16 protein-coding genes, 1 tRNA gene and 1 pseudogene are annotated in these 18188 nt (G+C 59.6%); 12 read left to right on the top strand and 6 right to left on the bottom strand.

Annotation, left to right across the window (positions count from 1 at the left end; all coding sequences use genetic code 11):
• Positions 1–214 precede the first annotated feature (214 nt).
• Positions 215–1102, top strand: a complete 888-nt coding sequence (xerD, locus tag ABYO54_RS03100) for a site-specific tyrosine recombinase XerD (protein WP_372806775.1) — start codon at positions 215–217, stop codon at positions 1100–1102.
• Positions 1103–1109: 7 nt separating this feature from the next.
• On the opposite strand, the gene ABYO54_RS03105 is transcribed toward xerD, so the two are convergent.
• Genes ABYO54_RS03105 through ABYO54_RS03120 form a run of 4 tightly spaced genes read right to left on the bottom strand, consistent with a single transcriptional unit; the run spans position 1110 to position 4102 of the window.
• Positions 1110–1796, bottom strand: a complete 687-nt coding sequence (locus ABYO54_RS03105) for a CpXC domain-containing protein (RefSeq protein ID WP_372806776.1) — start codon at positions 1794–1796, stop codon at positions 1110–1112.
• A gap of 50 nt (positions 1797–1846) precedes the next feature.
• A complete protein-coding gene (locus ABYO54_RS03110; RefSeq protein WP_372806777.1) occupies positions 1847–2836 on the bottom strand; it encodes a serine/threonine protein kinase in 990 nt (329 codons plus the stop codon).
• The gene (locus ABYO54_RS03115) at positions 2833–3498 is read right to left on the bottom strand and encodes an HAD family hydrolase (protein ID WP_372806778.1); all 666 of its coding nucleotides are present in this window, start codon (positions 3496–3498) and stop codon (positions 2833–2835) included. Before ABYO54_RS03115 ends, ABYO54_RS03110 begins: the two co-directional genes overlap by 4 nt.
• Before the next feature lie 7 nt (positions 3499–3505).
• On the bottom strand, positions 3506–4102 hold the full coding sequence (locus ABYO54_RS03120) for a hypothetical protein (protein ID WP_372806779.1): 597 nt from the start codon (positions 4100–4102) through the stop codon (positions 3506–3508).
• A gap of 309 nt (positions 4103–4411) precedes the next feature.
• Between ABYO54_RS03120 and ABYO54_RS03125 the strand changes: the two genes are divergently transcribed.
• Positions 4412–5113, top strand: coding sequence for a glycerophosphodiester phosphodiesterase (locus ABYO54_RS03125; RefSeq protein ID WP_372806780.1), 702 nt, complete (start codon positions 4412–4414; stop codon positions 5111–5113).
• Positions 5114–5119: 6 nt separating this feature from the next.
• Here ABYO54_RS03125 and ABYO54_RS03130 read toward each other — a convergent pair whose 3' ends face one another.
• Entirely contained in the window at positions 5120–6358 is a 1239-nt protein-coding gene (locus ABYO54_RS03130; RefSeq protein WP_372806781.1) for a glucose-1-phosphate adenylyltransferase, read from the bottom strand.
• Positions 6359–6542: 184 nt separating this feature from the next.
• On the opposite strand from ABYO54_RS03130, the gene ABYO54_RS03135 reads away from it, so the two are divergent.
• Both ABYO54_RS03135 and ABYO54_RS03140 read left to right on the top strand, forming a co-directional pair.
• Positions 6543–6618, top strand: a tRNA-Lys gene (locus ABYO54_RS03135).
• A gap of 191 nt (positions 6619–6809) precedes the next feature.
• Positions 6810–8180: a sulfatase gene (locus ABYO54_RS03140; protein WP_372806782.1), complete on the top strand. Its 1371-nt coding sequence runs from the start codon at positions 6810–6812 to the stop codon at positions 8178–8180.
• Between the two features lie 15 nt (positions 8181–8195).
• Here the strand turns inward: ABYO54_RS03140 and ABYO54_RS03145 are convergent, their stop codons facing one another.
• Positions 8196–8834, bottom strand: a complete 639-nt coding sequence (locus tag ABYO54_RS03145; protein ID WP_372806783.1) for a redox-sensing transcriptional repressor Rex — start codon at positions 8832–8834, stop codon at positions 8196–8198.
• Positions 8835–9127: 293 nt separating this feature from the next.
• On the opposite strand from ABYO54_RS03145, the gene ABYO54_RS03150 reads away from it, so the two are divergent.
• The 8 genes and pseudogenes from ABYO54_RS03150 to ABYO54_RS03185 all read left to right on the top strand — a co-directional run.
• Positions 9128–9613, top strand: a complete 486-nt coding sequence (locus ABYO54_RS03150; protein ID WP_372806784.1) for an NAD(P)H-dependent oxidoreductase subunit E — start codon at positions 9128–9130, stop codon at positions 9611–9613.
• Positions 9614–9700: 87 nt separating this feature from the next.
• Positions 9701–10225, top strand: a complete 525-nt coding sequence (locus ABYO54_RS03155) for an ATP-binding protein (protein WP_372806785.1) — start codon at positions 9701–9703, stop codon at positions 10223–10225.
• 16 nt (positions 10226–10241) lie between these two features.
• Complete coding sequence (locus ABYO54_RS03160; RefSeq protein ID WP_372806786.1) at positions 10242–10631, top strand: ferredoxin; 390 nt, start codon at positions 10242–10244, stop codon at positions 10629–10631.
• Positions 10632–10643: 12 nt separating this feature from the next.
• Entirely contained in the window at positions 10644–12428 is a 1785-nt protein-coding gene (locus tag ABYO54_RS03165; RefSeq protein ID WP_372806787.1) for an NADH-ubiquinone oxidoreductase-F iron-sulfur binding region domain-containing protein, read from the top strand.
• A 12-nt stretch (positions 12429–12440) separates the two neighbouring features.
• The gene (locus ABYO54_RS03170) at positions 12441–14189 is read left to right on the top strand and encodes an NADH-dependent [FeFe] hydrogenase, group A6 (RefSeq protein ID WP_372806788.1); all 1749 of its coding nucleotides are present in this window, start codon (positions 12441–12443) and stop codon (positions 14187–14189) included.
• 129 nt (positions 14190–14318) lie between these two features.
• On the top strand, positions 14319–16661 hold the full coding sequence (gene gspD, locus ABYO54_RS03175) for a type II secretion system secretin GspD (RefSeq protein ID WP_372806789.1): 2343 nt from the start codon (positions 14319–14321) through the stop codon (positions 16659–16661).
• Positions 16648–17910: a Mur ligase domain-containing protein gene (locus tag ABYO54_RS03180; RefSeq protein ID WP_372806790.1), complete on the top strand. Its 1263-nt coding sequence runs from the start codon at positions 16648–16650 to the stop codon at positions 17908–17910. The genes gspD and ABYO54_RS03180 overlap by 14 nt, the downstream gene beginning before the upstream one ends.
• Positions 17892–18188 (top strand): annotated as a pseudogene (locus ABYO54_RS03185) (RNA methyltransferase); the annotation flags it as partial. The gene ABYO54_RS03180 and the pseudogene ABYO54_RS03185, both read left to right, overlap by 19 nt.

Below are 18188 nucleotides of genomic sequence, written 5' to 3' on the forward strand. Positions count from 1 at the left end.
ACGAGGAATACGAGCAATCTCTGCCCGCCGAATCCCGCATTGCCGAACGCACCGCCGCCGATCTGCCGGACGGCTGAAAGGTCTCGTTCCTCAACCGTTTCAGCCCTACAAACCACCGCGCCGATTCAGCCCTACAATCTGCAAACACCGCCGACCCCTTAAAAATTACGGGGCATCACTCGCCTTTTGGCACCCGTTGTGGCAAACAACCTCCATGAACGCCTTTCTGGAAAGTTTTTTGGATTATATCTCGCTGGAGCGCGGCTTGAGCATCAACACGCGCAAGGCGTATGCGGACGACCTCGGTCAGTTTCTGGGGTTTCTCGAGCAGAAGGGCGTTACCTCGCTGAACCAAGTGAGCCGAAAACAGGTGCTCGACCACCTGATGGCGATGAAGGCCCGGGGCATGTCAACGAACTCGATCTCGCGCCACCTGGTGTCGATCAAGGTGTTCTTCCGCTATCTCCAGCAGGAGGGGCTGCTGGATAAGAACATTACCGACACGATGGATTCGCCGAAGCTGTGGAAAATCCTGCCGGACACGCTCTCGGAAAAGGAGGTCGATCTCCTGCTGCGGGCGCCGGACCTGCGCAAACCGCTCGGCGTGCGCGACCGGGCCATTCTGGAAATGTTCTATGCCTCCGGCCTGCGGGTCTCCGAGCTGGCGAACCTGCGGCTCGCCGACCTGCATATCGACGACGGCTACATCCGCGTGGTCGGCAAGGGCCGCAAGGAGCGCGTCATCCCCGTCGGCCGCGATTCGGCCGATATGCTGGAGTGCTATCTCGAAGAAGTCCGCCCGATGCTGTGCGACAATCCGCACCTGCAAAACGTGTTCGTTTCCAAGCGCGAAACCGCGCTGTGCCGCCAGCGGTTGTGGCAGATCATCAAGCAATACACCAAAGCCGCCGGCATCATGAAAAACGTGACGCCGCACACGTTGCGCCACTCCTTTGCCAGCCACTTGCTGCACAACGGCGCGCCGCTGCGCGTCATTCAGGAAATGCTCGGCCACGCCGACATCGCCACGACCCAGATCTACACCCACGTGGATCCCAACCGCCTCAAGTCGATCCATCAGCAGTTCCACCCGCGGGCCTAGCCGGCCCCTACTCCATCTCTTCGTCTTCGAGCAGGAGGTTGCGGGCACTGATGCACGGGCCGGGGAACATGTCGGTGAATTCGTCGGGGGATTCTGCGAACAGCTCGCACATGGATTGGTAGGATGCGCGGCCGTAACGGAGCAGATTGCCGAGCTCCTGGGTATCGGCATCCTGCATGACGAAGCAAAACTCCTCGTCGGTCGAATCCTGCACATTGAGCAGGAGCCGGTATTTTTTGGGATCGATCGAATCGAGGTTGCGGGTATAGATGCTGTATTTCACATATTCCACCACGCGCTGGTTCAGCCCGGCTTCCAGCATGAAGATCAATTCGACCAGCTCCACGCGCGACATCACGAGGCGGACGCTCGGCAGATCCATGTCCTCGGGCATCATCTCATTCATTTTTTCGAGCGACTGCTCGAACTCCTCGAGAATCGCCTCGCGGTCCATATCGGCGGTTTCGGGAACCCAGTGGATCAGCATCTTGAGCTTCGGGTCGCTGTAGAGCACGGGCTTGTCGACCCGGAAACTCAGACCGCAGTCGGAGCACTCGACCCGATTGAGTTGGTTTTGCATGAGCGCATCCTTGAGCTGCGGCTCGGTATCCACATTGATCGCGTCGTAAAGCCGCACATCCTGCGGGGTCCCGCACGAGGGGCAAGTGATGTTGACCGTTCTACTTATACTCATACTTCTGTCCGTAATTCGTGGTTCATGACGGGACCTGCGGTCCGGTCTATTTAAAAAATACCGCCGCCCTTGAGCCGTTCATCGCGCAGGATGGCGTGGTACTGGTGCTCCAGATCGGCGACCTCGCGCTGCCAGAAGCCATCGCTGCCCCAGTCCGGGAAGTTGGACTGGAACTTGAAATCGTCGATCTGCGTGCTGCACCAGGAGAGAAAATAGATAATACGCATGGCCCGCAGGATTTCAACCAGCCGCAGTTGGCGATCGTCGAAATCCATGAATTGTTCGTAGCCTTCGAGGATCAGGTTGATCTCGTGGCGCGACTGGTTGGCGTGTCCGGGCAGCAGCAGCCAGATATCCTGCACCGCCGGGCCCATGACCATGTCGTCGAAATCGATCACCATCAGCCCTTCGCCGGGCCGCTCCAGGATATTGGCGCGGTGGCAGTCGCCGTGGATGCGCTGCAGTTCAACGCCTTGGAACTCGCGCAGGGCGATGTCGACGATCCGGCCCGTTACCTCCTTGAACCGTCCGGCCTGTTGGCGCGACAGGAAGCCGCCGCCGAGCAACCGATCGATTTCGGGAATCGTCGTGGTTTCCGGATGCATGTGCAGGCGGTTTTCGGCGTCGCGCTCCGCGCCGGCCAGATGGATGCGGCCGACCAAGCCGCCGAGGCGCCGCCAGCCCTCGTTGTCGTGCAGCGCCATTTCGCGGCCGGACCGTTTGGGGAAGACGGAATAGAGCAGGCCTTCGTATTCACCGATGGTTTCGCCGGAGGCCAGCGCCAACGGCGCCACCACCGGAATCTCCTCGGCGGCGCAATCGAGCACGAAATCGTGTTCGTCCTGCAAGGCGGCGCGATCCCAGCGTCCGGGGCGGTAGAACTTGGCGATCAGCCGCTCCCCCTCCACCGGCTGCAATTCGTAGACGCGGTTGATATAGCTCGGCAGCGGCGCGGTCAGCCCCGTCAGCGAGCAATCCATGCCGGCTTCGACGGCATCGAGGATGCGGTCGGGCGTCAGATCGTCGAAACTTGCGTTCATACTTCCAGTGCTCGGAAAAGGTGTTCGGCGTCCTCGAACGAATCCACGATCAGATCGGGGTTTTCGGTTTCGAGGGCGGCGCGGTCGAACTGCCCGTTGCAGACGGCAACGGAGACCATCCCGTTGGAGCGGGCGGCCTCGATGTCGGACGGCGTGTCGCCCAGCAGGAACGAGCCCACCGGGTTTCCGGCGCGTTCGAGCGCCAGCGCGGCCATGCGGTTGCGGTCGCCATCGTCGTCGCCAAACCCGCCGATATCGGTGAAATAGCCGTCCAACCCGCCGAGTCGCAACTTAAGGTAGGCCGTTTCGCGGATGTTGCCGGAGACCAGCGCCAGCTTCCAGTGCTTCGAAACGCGCTCCAGGAAATGGACCACGCCCGGAAAAACCGTGGGCGGGAATTGAGCCATGTTGCGTTCGAGGTGCTGCGGCAACAATTCGAAGAATCGTTTTGTTTTGCCGGGATCGAGCTCCAGCCCGTTTTCGCGGACCAGCTGTTCGACCACGCGGCTATCGGTTGCCCCGGCGAAGTTGATGTGCGCCAGATCGACGGGTACGCCGTAGGCCTGCTCAAAGGCAACGCCGAACGCAATGCGTCCGGCCCCTTTGGCATGCAGCAGCGTACCGTCGATGTCGCAGAAAATATAGCGACCTGGCGCCGTCATGGACCGATTAATCGACGAGGTCGATCAGTTCGTTGATGGCGTCGGCCTCGGTCATCTGCTTCGGCGGACGCTCCTTTTTCGGCTCGTTGTTCGCCTTGTTGTTGGAAGACTTCGGCTGTTTGCGGCGCGGCGGGCGGTTCCCGCGGTTGCCGTTTTGGTTGCCGCCGCGTTCCTGGCGATCGCCGTCGGGTCCGTCGCCCTCGCCGCCGGTATCGAACGCCTTGCGGAAGGTGCTCACGCGCATCTTTCGCGCGGACGAGCCGAGGATCTTTTCCGCAGCCACGCTGCTGGAGACCATGACGCAACGGCCGCCCTTGGACGAGGCGGTCTTGGCCAGGAATTTGGCGTGGTCGTCGGGGGAGTTGCTGTAGAGGACCGTGACGCCCTCGAATTTTTCGCCGGAGGGCGCCTTGTTGAGCGGCGTTCCGCAAAGGACGGCGACCACTTCCATTTTTTCGCGCATGGCAAAACGGGACAGGCGGCGGAGCGTCTGCAACTGATTGCGCGGGGGCACTTTGCCCTTCATTCCAATGGATTCGTTGAGGGATACGGCATCGACCACCAGCACGGTGCGGGCGGGCTTGAACAGGTTAAATAAACCCATAGTTTGTTCCTTTATGTTGTTTTTTCATGTTTTCCACGCACATACACCGTCGTTACGGTCGCAAGCATCGTTTGTGTATTCGCTGCGATTGGCGGTGTGTTGCCGTGCGGTTAAAGGGGATAAGCTACCCCATGGAGCATCCCTGCGCAAGCTCCTAATTCTCGTCGGTCAGGCAAGAATAGCTAAGATTTCCCGGCGAGCCATTGACCGCGGCGGCAATCCGGCCTACCGTACGGGAAACATCCGCCGATTTCGGATGAAGCGCTGAACAAGCCGGTTGGCCCCCGAGCCACGATTGCGGAGAGAACCATGATTGTTGCCCACCGCGGAGCGTCCGCCGACGCTCCGGAAAACACGGTACCGGCCTTCGAGCTGGCCTGGAAACAAGGAGCCGATGCCATCGAAGGCGATTTCCGTCTTACGAAAGACGGCCACATCGTCTGCATCCACGACCCCGACACCAAGCGGACAGCCGGGAAAAAACGGGTGGTGGCCAAGTCCACGCTGGAGGAGTTGCGCGCGCTGGGCTCGGGCATCCCCACCCTTGGCGAGGTGCTGGCCACCGTTCCAGCGGGGAAATCGATCTACCTTGAAATCAAATGCGGCGCGGAAATCATCCCTCCGCTTCTGGAAACGCTGGGCAGCAGCCCCATCGATGCTTCGGAAGTGCTGGCGATCAGCTTCGACCAGGACGTGCTGAAGGAACTGAAGGCCCGAGCCCCGCAGTACGCAACGTCCTGGCTATGCCGATTCGAGACGGACGCATTCGGCAACCTACGGCCGACGGTCGCGTCCGTGCTGGATACGCTGGAAGAAATCAAGGCCGACGGTCTCGGCGCCGGAAAGGACTACATCAACGAAGCGATTGCCGCCGCCATTCTGGCAAAGGGCTTTGCATTCCACGTCTGGACCGTCGATGCCCCCGAACAGGCCAGGCAGTTGCTGGACTGGGGAGCAACGTCGATTACCACCAACACGCCCGGCAAGATGAAATCCGCGCTGGCGGATTGATCCGCGCTACAGCACCGTCCCCGAAGGGATAACCGTATTCTTCGGGATCACCATGATGCCGTCGCGGATCCAGTAGAGGTCCGTCTGCTCATTGTCCGGCTTGCCCACCGGCGAAATCACCACATCATCGCCGATCCGGGCATTTTTATCGATGATCGCATTCTTCACGCGGCAGCCCTTACCGATTCCGATCGGGATGCCCGAGGGATCGTCCACTTGGCCGTGCTCGTAATAATCGGCCCCCATCAGGATCGAATCTTCGATTACCGACCCCTCGCCGACCAGCGCCCGCAACCCAACCACGGAATGGTCGATGCGGTTGCCGGAAACAATGCATCCCTCCGAAAGCAGACAGCGGCTCAGGTTGCACTGGTTGATTTTCGACGGAGGCAAGTACCGCATGCGCGTGTAGATCACCTTGCTCATGTCATAGAACGAGAACTGCGGCAGCGGGTCCGTCAGCGCCAGGTTGGCCGCCCAGAAGGAACGAATGTTTCCGATGTCCTCCCAATAATCGTCGAAGGTATAGCCGTAGACTTTGTGCGAATCGATGGCCCGGGGGATAATGTGCTTGCCGAAATCGCTCTCTTCACAGTCGCTCAACAACTCTTTGAGCACCCCCATGCTGAAGACATAGATGCCCATGCTGGCCAGATAGCGCTCTTCGGAATAGAGCGGGGCCCGCAGCTCGTCGAGCAACGGGGTATCGCCGGGTTTTTCGGCAAACCGGATGATTCGACCCGTTTTATCCACCTGCAAAATTCCCAGATCCCGCGCCTCGCTGCGCGGTACGGGTTTCGTGCTGATCGTCAAATCGGCCCCGTTCGCGAGATGGGACTCGACCACGTCGTTAAAATTCATCCGATAAAGCTGGTCGCCCGAAAGAATGACGACGATATCGGGGTTATCCTCATTGAAATAGCGCATGGAGCGCCGAACGGCATCGGCCGTGCCCTGGAACCAGCCGGCGGAGTCCGGCGTCTGCTCGGCCGCCAGGATCCGCACGTGTCCGCCGCTGAACTGGTCGAACCGGTAAACCGCGCCAATATGCTGATGGAGAGAAACACTGTTGAATTGGGTGAGCAGAAAAATATTCCGAATCCCGCTGTTGATGCAGTTGCTGATCGGGATATCGACCAACCGATATTTTCCGGCAACCGGCACCGCCGGCTTCGAACGATCCCTTGTCAACGGCTGAAGACGGCTCCCCGCTCCACCCCCCAAAATCAAACCCACGACCCGCATGAACCCCTCCGTAGCTTATTTACCGTTACTGACACATGCAGGGATCATAGGAGGGAGCCCCTCCGAATGGAACCAAAAGAAAACAATTTATTTAGCGCTTGCGTCGCTAAGGCGTCTTCTGTAGAACATGCGCTCCTTTCACGGGAAAGGTCTTACGACCCGATCCACTGAAGGGCAAAATTTTGGTCCGGTAGCTCAGTCGGTAGAGCATTTGACTTTTAATCAAAGGGTCCTGGGTTCGAGCCCCAGCCGGATCACCACATTAAACCCCGCCATCAGCAATGATGGCGGGGTTTTTGTTTATCGGCCCCCGTCCAACAGCGCGCTCTTCATGGATGCGGCGGCTGAACGAAGGGCACAAAAAGCGTTCCTTTTTCGGAGTCGGCGTGGTTTTATAGGCAATATGTTTTCGCCTACGAGGCATGAACCTTAACCCCAAAGAGATGCGGCTATGAAAACGCTTTCACGACAACAATTCCTAAAAACGGCATCGGCGGCGATTCCGGCGGCTCTGGTAGCCCGCCCGGCATTCTCGGCCCCGAAAGCGGGCCGGCGCCCCAACATCGTGTTTATCTTTGCCGACCAGATGCGCGCGCAGGCCATGGGTTGCATGGGCAACAAAGAGATCATCACCCCGAACCTGGACCGGTTGGCCAAGGACGGTCTGCTGGTGACGAACGCGATTTCGGCCCAGCCGGTTTGCACCCCCTATCGCTCCCATCTCATGACCGGGCGCTACGGCCACTCGACCGGGGTGATCCACAACGACCTCCGGATGCCGGACAACGAAACCGTGATCGGCGAACTGATGAAACAACAGGGGTATGCCACGGGCTACATCGGCAAATGGCACTTGGCGGGGAACCGCGACAACCCCGTCGACGCGAAAAGCCGGCGCGGCTGGGACTTCTGGGCGGTCCGCAATTGCTCGCACCAGCACTCCACGCCCCAATATTGGCTGAACGACGCCACGGAACCGGTCAAGGTTTCCGGCTGGGAACCGGACGTACAAACGGATCTGGCCATGGAGTTCATCAAGAAAAACAAGCAGGCCCCCTTCTGCCTGTTCCTTTCGTTCGGGCCGCCCCACAATCCTTACAAGGCGCCGGAAGAATACACCGCGATGTACTCGGACAAAAAGCTGACGGCGCGACCGAACGTCCCCGGCGGCAAGACCACCAATCTCCTGCAATACTATGCCATGACGACCAGCCTGGATGTTTGCGTGGGACGGGTCCGCACGGCTTTGGACGAAGCGGGCATCGCCGAAGACACGGTGCTAGTTTTCACGTCCGACCACGGGGACATGCTGGGATCGCAGGGCCACCGGCTGAAACAGCGCCCGTGGGAAGAGTCGATCCATATTCCGTTCATCCTGCGCTATCCGCGCAAGGTGCAGGCCGGGCAGCGCCGCGACTGGATCGTCTCGTCCGTGGACGTTATGCCGACCCTGCTCGGCTTCTGCGGCATCCCGGTTCCGCCGCAGGTACAGGGGATCGACTATTCCGCAACCTTTGCCGGGGAGTCCGACGAAGAACGGGACGTCGCCTTCCTCTTCAACGTCAACAACGGCAGCGGACCGGGGCCCGACTGGCGCGGCATCCGCACCAAGGAGTGGTCCTACGCCTACCATTTCGATGGCGATTGGGTGATGTACCACCTGAAGCACGACCCCTATCAGCTCAACAACCTGATCGACGACCCGAAGTACGCCGCCAAGAAGAAGGAGCTGCGGCAACAGCTGGACGCCCTAAGGACCACCCTGGGGGAATCCATCCCGCTCAAAGGGAAGCTGCCGGCCCCCATCCAGCTGCCGGCCTAAGCGCCAACCCGCCGGTCAAAGGTTTTTCCGGCTCTTCGTCTCGGCGAAATGGATGTTGTAGAAGAGGTTTTCGATCTCCTGCTCGATGTTCATGTTGTGGACGAGGAAGTCCTCGGAACTCTTGAGCGAAACGGGGGCGAAGTTGATAACGCCCTTGACGCAGGTTTTTTTGAGGGTGTCGACCATGCCTTGCGCGGCGGGCTCGGGAACGGTGAGCGCGGCGACGCGGATCTGGTTTTCCTCGATAAACTCCCGGATTTCCTTCACGTGCAGAATGGGGATCGGCGCTTCGGGGTCGAGCACGGCCGGATCGGAATCGAACGCGGCCTCCACGCGGATGCCGACGCGCGGGAACCCGTTATGGTTCATCAGCGCCTTCCCCAGCTTGCCGCAACCCACAATGATGATCTTCTGTTTCTGGTCCTTGCCCAGCAGCACGTTGAGCTTGCTCACCAGATCGTCGATGCGGTAGCCGCCCCGCTTGTTGCCGGTTAGGTTGAACATCGAAAAATCCTTGCGCACCAGCGACGGCGAATCGCCGACGGCGTCGGCCAGGTTGTCGGAAAACACCTTGACCAGCCCGAGCGCCTTCATCTTGCTCATCACATTTCGGTACCGGGAAAGCCGCCGAATAACTTCTTGATTTGCATTCATGACATATAACCCAACTTATTGTTATTCCCGTAACATATCTTCGATATCCGTGACTTAATATTGTCATTAATATTACCGACACGGCGTATAAACAAAGCAAAAGCGGCTTTTTTTATTTACCGGGTGGAGTGTTCCTATATGTTTTCGCCAATTTGTTGAATGAAAGAAGTTGCCGGAAGGGGTTGTCAACGCGGCGCAAAGGAACCAGTTCCAGCGTCCAAGCGGTTCGGGGGCAACACCATTCGAAAACAATAGCCGGCGGCCTCGGGTCGCGCACGGAGGATAATAAGAAAATGACTGCAACTGCTGAAAATAAAAAACTACTGACCCCGGAAATCGATGCCTTTATCGCAAAGTGGATCGACAAGCCGGGCAACCTGATCATGGTTCTGCACCGCGTACAGGAGGAGTTTGGCTTTATTCCGCGCCAGGCCGCGTTCGAGGTCGCCGAAGCCCTGAGCGTGCCGGTCGCCAAGATCTACGGCGTCATCACGTTTTACCACTTTTTCAAACTCACGCAGCCCGGCAAAAACCAGATTGCGGTTTGCATGGGCACCGCCTGCTACCTCAAGGGCGGCCAGGACCTGATCGACGAATGCGAGCGCAAGCTCGGCGTGGGCCTCAACACCGTGACCGAAGACGGCGAATTCTCCGTCGAAGCGGTCCGTTGCATCGGTTGCTGCGGCCTGGCCCCGGTCATCACGGTCAACGGCGAAGTGTTCGGCGGCGTCGACACCAAGCAGATGGCGAAAATCATCGATCAGTTCGAAGGGAAATAACCAGGGAGCGCGAAACGTGATTCGTGAACCTAAAAATCCACGCATCGCGCCTCGCGCACACAAACCATGCACGCCACGATCTGCGATTTGATAACCGACCTGGTTCAGAATTCGATCGAGGCCCGTGCAAAGGAAATCACCCTTAACGTCGAGGAGACCGAAACCAATCTTAACGTCGTGATAGCGGACAATGGAAAAGGGATGAGCGCCGAAACGCTGGCAAAAGCCAAAGACCCGTTTTGGTCGGACGGCACCAAGCATGCGCACCGCAAGGTTGGCCTGGGCCTCCCCTTCCTCTTCCAGACCTCGGAAATGACCGGGGGCTCCGCCCGGATCGAATCGGAGGAGGGCGTCGGAACCACGGTGACCCTCCACCTGGATCCAACGAATGTGGATCTGCCGATGTTCGGCGACTTCACCACGGCGGCGGTCACGCTGATGACCTACGGATTCGACGGAAACCTGACGATCAAACGTAGTTTAGGTGGAAAAGAATACGAAGTGAGCAAAAACGAACTGACGGAAGCACTCGGCGATCTGAACGATCTGGAAAGCCTGACCCTGCTCAAGCAGTTCATCGCATCGCAAGAAGAGGACTTGTTAACTTTATAAAGGAAAGGTGGGCAACATGGCTAAAATGACACTCGAAGAACTTCGCAAGCTGCGCGAAGGCAAGAAAAAAGAGATGACCCAGCGCGATAGCGGCGACAAGTCGGCGCAGATCATCATTGGAATGGGAACCTGCGGTATTGCGGCGGGCGCCAAGGAAGCATTCGATGCCTTCCTCGACGAACTGAACAGCCACGACATCACGGATACCCGGATCACGCAGACCGGTTGCATGGGGCTTTGCTTCTCCGAGCCGACCGTCGAAGTGGACGTCCCCGGCATGCCGCGCGTCATCTACGGCAACGTCGACGGCAAGGTTGCGCGCCGCATCGTCCGCGAGCACATCATCGAAAAGAAGCTGGTTTCCGACCACATCTTCGACAAACCCGCAGCAGACATCATCAAATAGGCAGGCACAACCATGGCATATAAAAACTACATCCTCGTTTGTGCTGGAACCGCTTGTGAATCCAGCAAAGGCATCGCGCTCTACGAAGAGCTCGAAAAAGAACTCAAGGCCCAGGGCGTCGAAACCGAAGCCCAGCTCGTGAAAACCGGTTGCTTCGGTTTCTGCGAACAGGGCCCGATCGTCAAGATCCTCCCCGACGAATCCTTCTACGTGAAGGTCGGTCCGGAACACGCCAAACAAATCGTTTCCGAACACATCATCAAAGGCCGCCAGGTCACGGACCTGCTCTACGACAAGGAACAGGCCGCCGGCTCGAGCCACGACAACATCGCCTTCTACCAGAAGCAGCAGCGCATCGTGCTGCGCAACTGCGGCGTGATCAACCCCGAGTACATCGATGAATACATCGCCCGCGACGGCTATGCCGCGCTCGAAAAAGTGATCTTCGAAATGAGCGCCGACGAAGTGATCGCGGAGCTCAAGGCCTCCGGCCTGCGCGGCCGCGGCGGCGCCGGCTTCCCGACCGCCATCAAATGGGGCTTCACCAAGAACGCCGAATCCGCCCAGAAATATATCGTCTGCAACGCCGACGAAGGCGATCCGGGCGCCTACATGGACCGCTCCACCTGCGAAGGCGACCCCCACTCCGTACTTGAAGCCATGGCCATCGCCGGCCGCACCGTCGGCGCCAACCAAGGCTTCATCTACATCCGCGCGGAATATCCGCTGGCCATCGAGCGCCTGGAAAACGCCATTGCCCAGGCCCGCGAATACGGCCTGCTCGGCGACAACATCCTCGGTTCCGACTTCAGCTTCGACGTCGAGCTCCGCCTCGGCGCCGGCGCCTTCGTCTGCGGCGAAGAAACGGCCCTGCTCGCCTCGATCGAAGGCAAGCGCGGCATGCCGATTCCGCGCCCGCCCTTCCCCGCCGTCAAAGGCCTGTGGGGCAAGCCGACCGTCATCAACAACGTTGAAACCTGGGCGAACATTCCGATGATCATCCTGAAGGGATCGGCCTGGTTCAGTAGCATCGGCACTGCGACCACCAAGGGCACCAAGGTGTTCGCGCTGACCGGAAAGATCAACAACTCCGGTCTGATCGAAGTCCCGATGGGCACCACCCTGCGCGAGATCATCTACGACATCGGCGGCGGTATTCGCGGCGGCAAGAAATTCAAGGCCGCCCAGACCGGCGGACCTTCCGGCGGCGTGATTACCGAGGAGTTCCTCGACACCCCGATCGACTACGAAAGCCTCCAGTCCATCGGCTCGATGATGGGTTCCGGCGGCATGATCGTGATGGACGAAGACGACTGCATGATCGACGTCACCAAGTTCTATCTCGAGTTCACGGTCGACGAATCCTGTGGCAAATGCGCCCCCTGCCGCATCGGCGGGCGCACCAACTACAACATCCTCGACAAGATCTCGAAGGGCCAGGGAACGGTTGAAGACCTCGACACGCTCAAGACCCTCGCGCAGGCCATGCGCAAGGCGTCGCTCTGCGGTCTCGGCCAGACGGCCCCCAACCCGATCATGTCGACGATCCACTACTTCGAAGACGAATATCTGGCGCACATCAACGACCACACCTGCCCGGCCGGCAAGTGCAAGAAACTGATCACCTACACCATCGTTGAAGACAAGTGCATCGGCTGTACCGCCTGTGCCCGCGTTTGCCCGACCAGCTGCATCAGCGGCGAAGTCAAGAAACCGCATACCATCGACCAGAGCAAGTGCATCAAGTGCGGCCAGTGCTTCGAAAAATGTAAATTTGACGCAATCCTCAAGGGATAAGGAGATAAACAAATGTCTATGATTGAAGCTGAAATCAATGGAATTCCAGTAAGCGTCCCGGCGGGAACCACGATTCTGGATGCCGCCAAGGCAGTGGGCGTGAAAATTCCGAAACTGTGTTACCACTCCGACCTCGACGCGTGGGCCGCCTGCGGCATTTGCGTGGTCAAGGTCGAAGGCTCCCCGAAAATGCTGCGCGCCTGCGCCACGGCCATCGGCCCGGGCATGAAAGTGATCACCCACGACCCGGAAGTGGTGGAAGTCCGCCGCACGGTGCTGGAGCTGATCCTTTCCACGCACCCGAACGACTGCCTGAAGTGCGGCCGTTCCGGCAGCTGCGAACTGCAGGACCTCGCCGCCGACTTCGGCATCCGCGAAATCCCGTTCGAAGAGCGCGTTGAGCGCATCACGCCGGACACCTCCACGGGCTCGATCGTGCTGAACCCGGAAAAGTGCGTCAAATGCGGGCGTTGCGTGCTCGTCTGCCAGGAGATGCAGGGGGTCTACGCCCTCGAATTCATCGGGCGCGGCGACGGAACCCGTTTGGCGCCGGCCGCGGACGTTACCCTCAACGAAAGCCCCTGCATCAAGTGCGGCCAGTGCGCCGCGCACTGTCCGGTTGGCGCGATCTACGAGAACGACCAAACCCGGATCGTCTGGGATGCCATCAAGAAGAGCGAAAAGCATTGCGTCGTCCAGATCGCCCCGGCGGTCCGCGTCGCGATCGGCGAAGCCTTCGACCTGGAACCGGGAGCGTTGACCACGGGCAAGCTCTACAGCGCCCTGCGCCGGATCGGCTTCGATGCGGTTTTCGACACCAACTTCTCGGCCGACCTTACAATCCTCGAAGAAGGATCCGAGTTCGTTAAGCGCGTGACCGAAGGCGGCGTGCTGCCGCAGATCACCTCGTGCTGCCCGGCCTGGACCGACTACATGGAAAAATACGCGAACGACTTCATTCCGAACTTTTCCACCGCGAAGTCGCCGCAGCAGATGCTCGGCGCCATGGCCAAGTCCTACTACGCGGAAAAAGCCGGCGTCGAAACCAAGGACATGTTCGTGGCTTCGATCATGCCGTGCACCGCGAAGAAATTCGAGGTGTCGCGCGACGACAACATGAGCTCGACCGGCTTCCAGGACGTGGACGTGGCGCTGACCACCCGCGAACTGGCCCGCATGATCAAACAGGCCGGCATCGACTTCAACTCCCTGCCGGAAGATAAAGCCGACAACCTGCTTGGCGATTACTCCGGCGCGGGCACCCTCTTCGGTGTCACCGGCGGCGTGATGGAAGCGGCGCTGCGTTCGGCCTACTACCTGATCACCAAGGAAGACCTGGCCGACGTGAACTTCATGGAATGCCGCGGCCTCGAGGGCGTGAAGGAAGCCGAGATCGACATCAAGGGAACCAAGATCCGCATCGCGATCGCCCATCAGATGGGCAATATCGAAGCGGTCCTCAACCGGGTGCGCGAAGCGAAGGAAAAGGGCGAAGAGACCCCCTGGCACTTCATCGAAGTCATGGCCTGCCGCGGCGGCTGCATCGGTGGCGGCGGACAGCCCCACGGCGCGACCGACGAAATCCGCAAGGCGCGCACCGCCGGCATCTACTCGGACGACGAAAAGTCGGTCCAGCGTTGCTCGCACCACAACCCGATGATCACCAAGATCTACGAGGATTATCTGGGCGAACCGCTGAGCCACAAGGCGCACGAGTTGCTGCACACCGGCTATCACGAACGCAAGATCTACAAGAAGTAAATCCGTTCGGCCCGATAACCGCAAAGACCGTCCCTTTCGGGGGGCGGTTTTTTTGTGCCCGTGCCTTGCTTTATTCATCGCGGCAACTAGACTGCAATAAATCGAAAACCACAGGGTTATACTGCACCTATGAAATACACAAACCTTCTGAAACTGGCACTCTGCGCCTCCGTCTTCCCCGCGTTCGATTCCGGTGCCCAGGGCACCCCGCCGGTGGCCCCGGCCGGCCGGCCCACCCGGGCCGCCGCCCCGTTCGCCCAGCCAACGGCCGCAACCCCCAGCGTGGCCAAGGCGTTGCGCGACGGCACCAAGCCCGAGGAAATGGTGACCTTTGCCATGGAGCAGATGGACCTCGATCTGGTGATGGAGCAATACTGCGAATGGACCGACAAGATCTACCTCAAGACCGACGACGTCAAAGCCAGCATTACGCTCCGCTCCGACAAGAAGATCCCCGTTTCCGAAGCCATCAAGGTGGTCGATGCCATCCTGGCCATGAACAACATTGCCCTGGTTCCCATGGGCGACAACTATATCAAGGTGATCCAGGCCACGGCGGGCGACCTGACCGGACAAGGCACCGACATCACCTTCCTGGATCCTGACCGGGAATTGGCCGCAACCGACAATTTCATCACCACGATCATCCAGCTGAAGAACGTCACGATCCCGGAAGTGCAGGCCGCCATCCAGCATGTCTTGCACGCCTACGGCAAAATCCTCACGCTCGAGCGCAGCAACAGCATCATGATCACCGACACCGAGGCGAACATCAAACGCGCCCGCGAACTGATCGATTTCATCGACCAGGCCACCGTCCAGATCGAACCGAAGATCTACCAGATCCAATATGCGGAAGCCTCGGACATCGCCTCCAAGATCAATGAGATTGTCGCAGCCGCCCAAGGCGACCAGAAAACGACGACCCAAATCCCCACCACCGCGGTCCGCACGCCCGCAGGCGTGATCCGCGCCAGCAGCGCCTCCAAAACGCCGACCAAGGCCACGGTCACGGGAACCGAATCCACCGGCGCGGTCATCATCGAGGGAACGGTCAAGGTGATGTCCGACGAGCGCACCAACATCATCATCATCTTCTCGCTGGAGAAAAACTTCGCCTTCTTCGACAAAATCATCAAGGTGCTCGACGTCGAAGTCGAACCGGCCACCACCTTCGAGGTTATCGGCCTCGAATACGCCGACGCGGTCGACATTTCGGGCACCATAAACGATCTGATTGGCGCGGCCAGCAGCTCGCGATCGTCCGGCTCCTCCCGAAGCAGTTCGAGTGCTTCCCGTTCCGCCGCAACGGATTCCTCGACGCGCGTCACCCCCAACGCCCTCCCTCCGGCCGGCAACGTATCGCTCGAAAACCTCAACCGGTTGTCGGAAGACACCAAAGTCCTGGCCGACGAACGCACCAACTCGATTTTGCTGATGGGCAGCAAGCACGACATCGCCGCCATCAAACAACTCATCAAGAGCCTCGACATCATGCTTGAGCAGGTCGTGATCGAAGCGGCCATCTTCGAAATCGGCCTGACCGACTCCCTGCGCCACGGCATCGACTGGCTCTACCAAGCCAGCGACGGCAACAAAGTGGGAGCATGGGATGGCACGAGCCTGACGGATTCGACCAACGGCCTCGGCACCGTTTCCTCGAGCGCGCTGACCTACTATCAAAACATCACGGGCATCAACACCGAATTGGCGATCAGCCTGGCCGCAAGCGACAGCGATGCCAAACTGATTTCCACCCCGGTCATCATGACGACCGACAACACCGAGGCCACCCTGAGCATCGGCGAACAGCGCCCGGTCGTCACATCGACCTCCTCCTACGCCAACAGCTCCGGCACCCAAAGCTCGACCTACGAATACAAGGATATCGGCATCCAGCTCACCGTTACCCCGCGCATCAATCCCCAACGCTTCGTCGTGATGGAAGTGAACCAGACGGCCGACCAGCTTGGCGGGACCGTCACGATCGACGACAACGATGTGCCCATCATCCTCAACCGCGAGTTCAGCGCGTCGATCGCCGTGCCCGATGGCGGAACCGTGGTACTCGGCGGCCTCGTCTCCAGCGAGATGTCGGACAGCGTCACCAAGATTCCGTTGCTCGGCGACATCCCCTTCCTGGGGCGCTACCTGTTCAGCTCGGTCTACAAGGAAGAGGTCCAGCGCGAACTGATCGTGCTGATGACCCCCTACGTCATGACCGACATGAATGAAATGTCCGGACAAACCAAACGGCTCTACAAAGGCGCCGGCTTCAAGCAGGAGGACTGGGGCAAAAACAATTGGTCGCAAAGCAAGCTGCGGGACATCCCCAATCCAATCGAGGGAGAAGAGGTGATGGACAAGGACTATCAACCGACCCAGCCGGTTGTTACGCCGGAAACCGCTCCGGCGGAAACGGATGACGCCGAGTTGATCCGCTTGATGGATGCGATGGGTGCCGAACAGTAACCCCCTCCCGATGCGGCGCGTCCATTTCATCGGCATCGGCGGGGTCGGCATGAACGGCCTCGCCCAGCTGGCCAGCAAAGCCGGCTACTCCGTCAGCGGCTCGGACCGCGCCTACGATCCCGAAGCACGACTGTTCAAATGCCTGGATCGGCTCGGCATCGGGCTGTTCCCGCAGGATGGAACCGGCATCGCGGAAGACACGGATCAGGTGGTGTTCAGCACCGCCATCGAATCCGACAATCCGGAAATACTCAAATCCAACGAACTGGGCATTCCCCTGCTCCACCGGGCCGAATTCCTCAAGCAACTCGTCGGCGACGGCGAACTGATCGCCGTTGCGGGAACGGCGGGCAAAACCACCACCACGGGCCTGCTCGCCTGGATCTTCGAATGCCTCGGCAAAGATCCCAACGTCTACAACGGCGCCGCCATCCTCAACTGGCAAACGGAATCCAACCTCGGCAACATTCGCAAAGGCGCCTCCAATCTTTGGATCATCGAGGCCGACGAGTCCGACAAATCGTTCCTCAATTTCCACCCCGCCCACGCCATCATCACCAATATTTCCAAGGACCACTACGAACTCGACGAACTCCACGCCATGTTCGACCGGTTCGAGTCCCAGACTTCGGGAACCACCCTCCGGGGCGATGGCGGGCGCCATCCAATCCCGATTCTGGGCAAACACAACGAAGAAAATGCCGCCTGCGCCGTTCGCCTCTGCGAAGCGCTGGGCATGGATCCGGAACGCGTGCGGGAGGCGGTCGCAACCTTCAAGGGAATCGAACGCCGCCTCGAAATCGCCGGCGAAGCCGGCGGCGTTACGGTGATCGACGACTATGCCCACAACCCGGCCAAGATCGCGGCGGCACTTTCGGCGGTTGCAGCACGGTATGGAACCGTCCACGCGTACTGGCGGCCGCACGGATTTACGCCGCTCTCCCAAGGACTCGACGATATTGCGGCGGTCTTTGCGCGGCACGGCAAGCGGCATGGCGGATCGCTCTTTATCCTGCCCGTCTACTATGCCGGAGGAACGGTGCGGCGTACGGTAACTTCGGCGGAGCTGGTGGAACGGATTGAATCGGCTGGCGTTCAGGTTGGCCTTGTGCAAAATTACGAAGCTTTACAGGCCGAACTCCGGAGGCGGGCGGCTCCCGGCGACGCCATCCTGGGGATGGGCGCGCGGGATCCGGAGCTGCCCCGGTTCGCGAAACGATTGGTTACCGAATGGTCGATACCCCGATAATTGAAAGCACGAAAAATCCCCGCGTGAAGGCGGCGGTTAAACTACGCAAAGCCAAAAACCGTACCGAAACCGGCCGCACGATCGTTGAAGGATACCGCGAGATCGGCCGCGCGTTCGAAAGCGGATGGAACTTCATCGAGCTCTACTACTGTCCGGCGCTTTATCTCGCAACCGATGAAGACCGGTTGGTTGAAAAGATCGTGCAAAGCGGCGTTCCGGCCTTCCCATGCTCCGAGGACGCCTTCCGCAAAATGTCCTACCGCGACACCCCCGACGGC

Origin of the sequence: Pontiella sp. (assembly GCF_041622395.1) — a bacterium.
Classification (GTDB): domain Bacteria; phylum Verrucomicrobiota; class Kiritimatiellia; order Kiritimatiellales; family Pontiellaceae; genus Pontiella.

Excerpts from the sequence above, each read along its gene's own strand:
- ABYO54_RS03165 (WP_372806787.1), top strand. The coding sequence starts at position 10,644 with ATGGCATATAAAAACTACATCCTCGTTTGTGCTGGAACCGCTTGTGAA.
- ABYO54_RS03170 (WP_372806788.1), top strand. The coding sequence starts at position 12,441 with ATGTCTATGATTGAAGCTGAAATCAATGGAATTCCAGTAAGCGTCCCG.
- ABYO54_RS03115 (WP_372806778.1), bottom strand. The coding sequence starts at position 3,498 with ATGACGGCGCCAGGTCGCTATATTTTCTGCGACATCGACGGTACGCTG.
- ABYO54_RS03140 (WP_372806782.1), top strand. The coding sequence starts at position 6,810 with ATGAAAACGCTTTCACGACAACAATTCCTAAAAACGGCATCGGCGGCG.
- gspD (WP_372806789.1), top strand. The coding sequence starts at position 14,319 with ATGAAATACACAAACCTTCTGAAACTGGCACTCTGCGCCTCCGTCTTC.
- ABYO54_RS03120 (WP_372806779.1), bottom strand. The coding sequence starts at position 4,102 with ATGGGTTTATTTAACCTGTTCAAGCCCGCCCGCACCGTGCTGGTGGTC.
- ABYO54_RS03125 (WP_372806780.1), top strand. The coding sequence starts at position 4,412 with ATGATTGTTGCCCACCGCGGAGCGTCCGCCGACGCTCCGGAAAACACG.
- xerD (WP_372806775.1), top strand. The coding sequence starts at position 215 with ATGAACGCCTTTCTGGAAAGTTTTTTGGATTATATCTCGCTGGAGCGC.
- ABYO54_RS03110 (WP_372806777.1), bottom strand. The coding sequence starts at position 2,836 with ATGAACGCAAGTTTCGACGATCTGACGCCCGACCGCATCCTCGATGCC.
- ABYO54_RS03130 (WP_372806781.1), bottom strand. The coding sequence starts at position 6,358 with ATGCGGGTCGTGGGTTTGATTTTGGGGGGTGGAGCGGGGAGCCGTCTT.
- ABYO54_RS03105 (WP_372806776.1), bottom strand. The coding sequence starts at position 1,796 with ATGAGTATAAGTAGAACGGTCAACATCACTTGCCCCTCGTGCGGGACC.
- ABYO54_RS03145 (WP_372806783.1), bottom strand. The coding sequence starts at position 8,834 with ATGAATGCAAATCAAGAAGTTATTCGGCGGCTTTCCCGGTACCGAAAT.
- ABYO54_RS03150 (WP_372806784.1), top strand. The coding sequence starts at position 9,128 with ATGACTGCAACTGCTGAAAATAAAAAACTACTGACCCCGGAAATCGAT.
- ABYO54_RS03160 (WP_372806786.1), top strand. The coding sequence starts at position 10,242 with ATGGCTAAAATGACACTCGAAGAACTTCGCAAGCTGCGCGAAGGCAAG.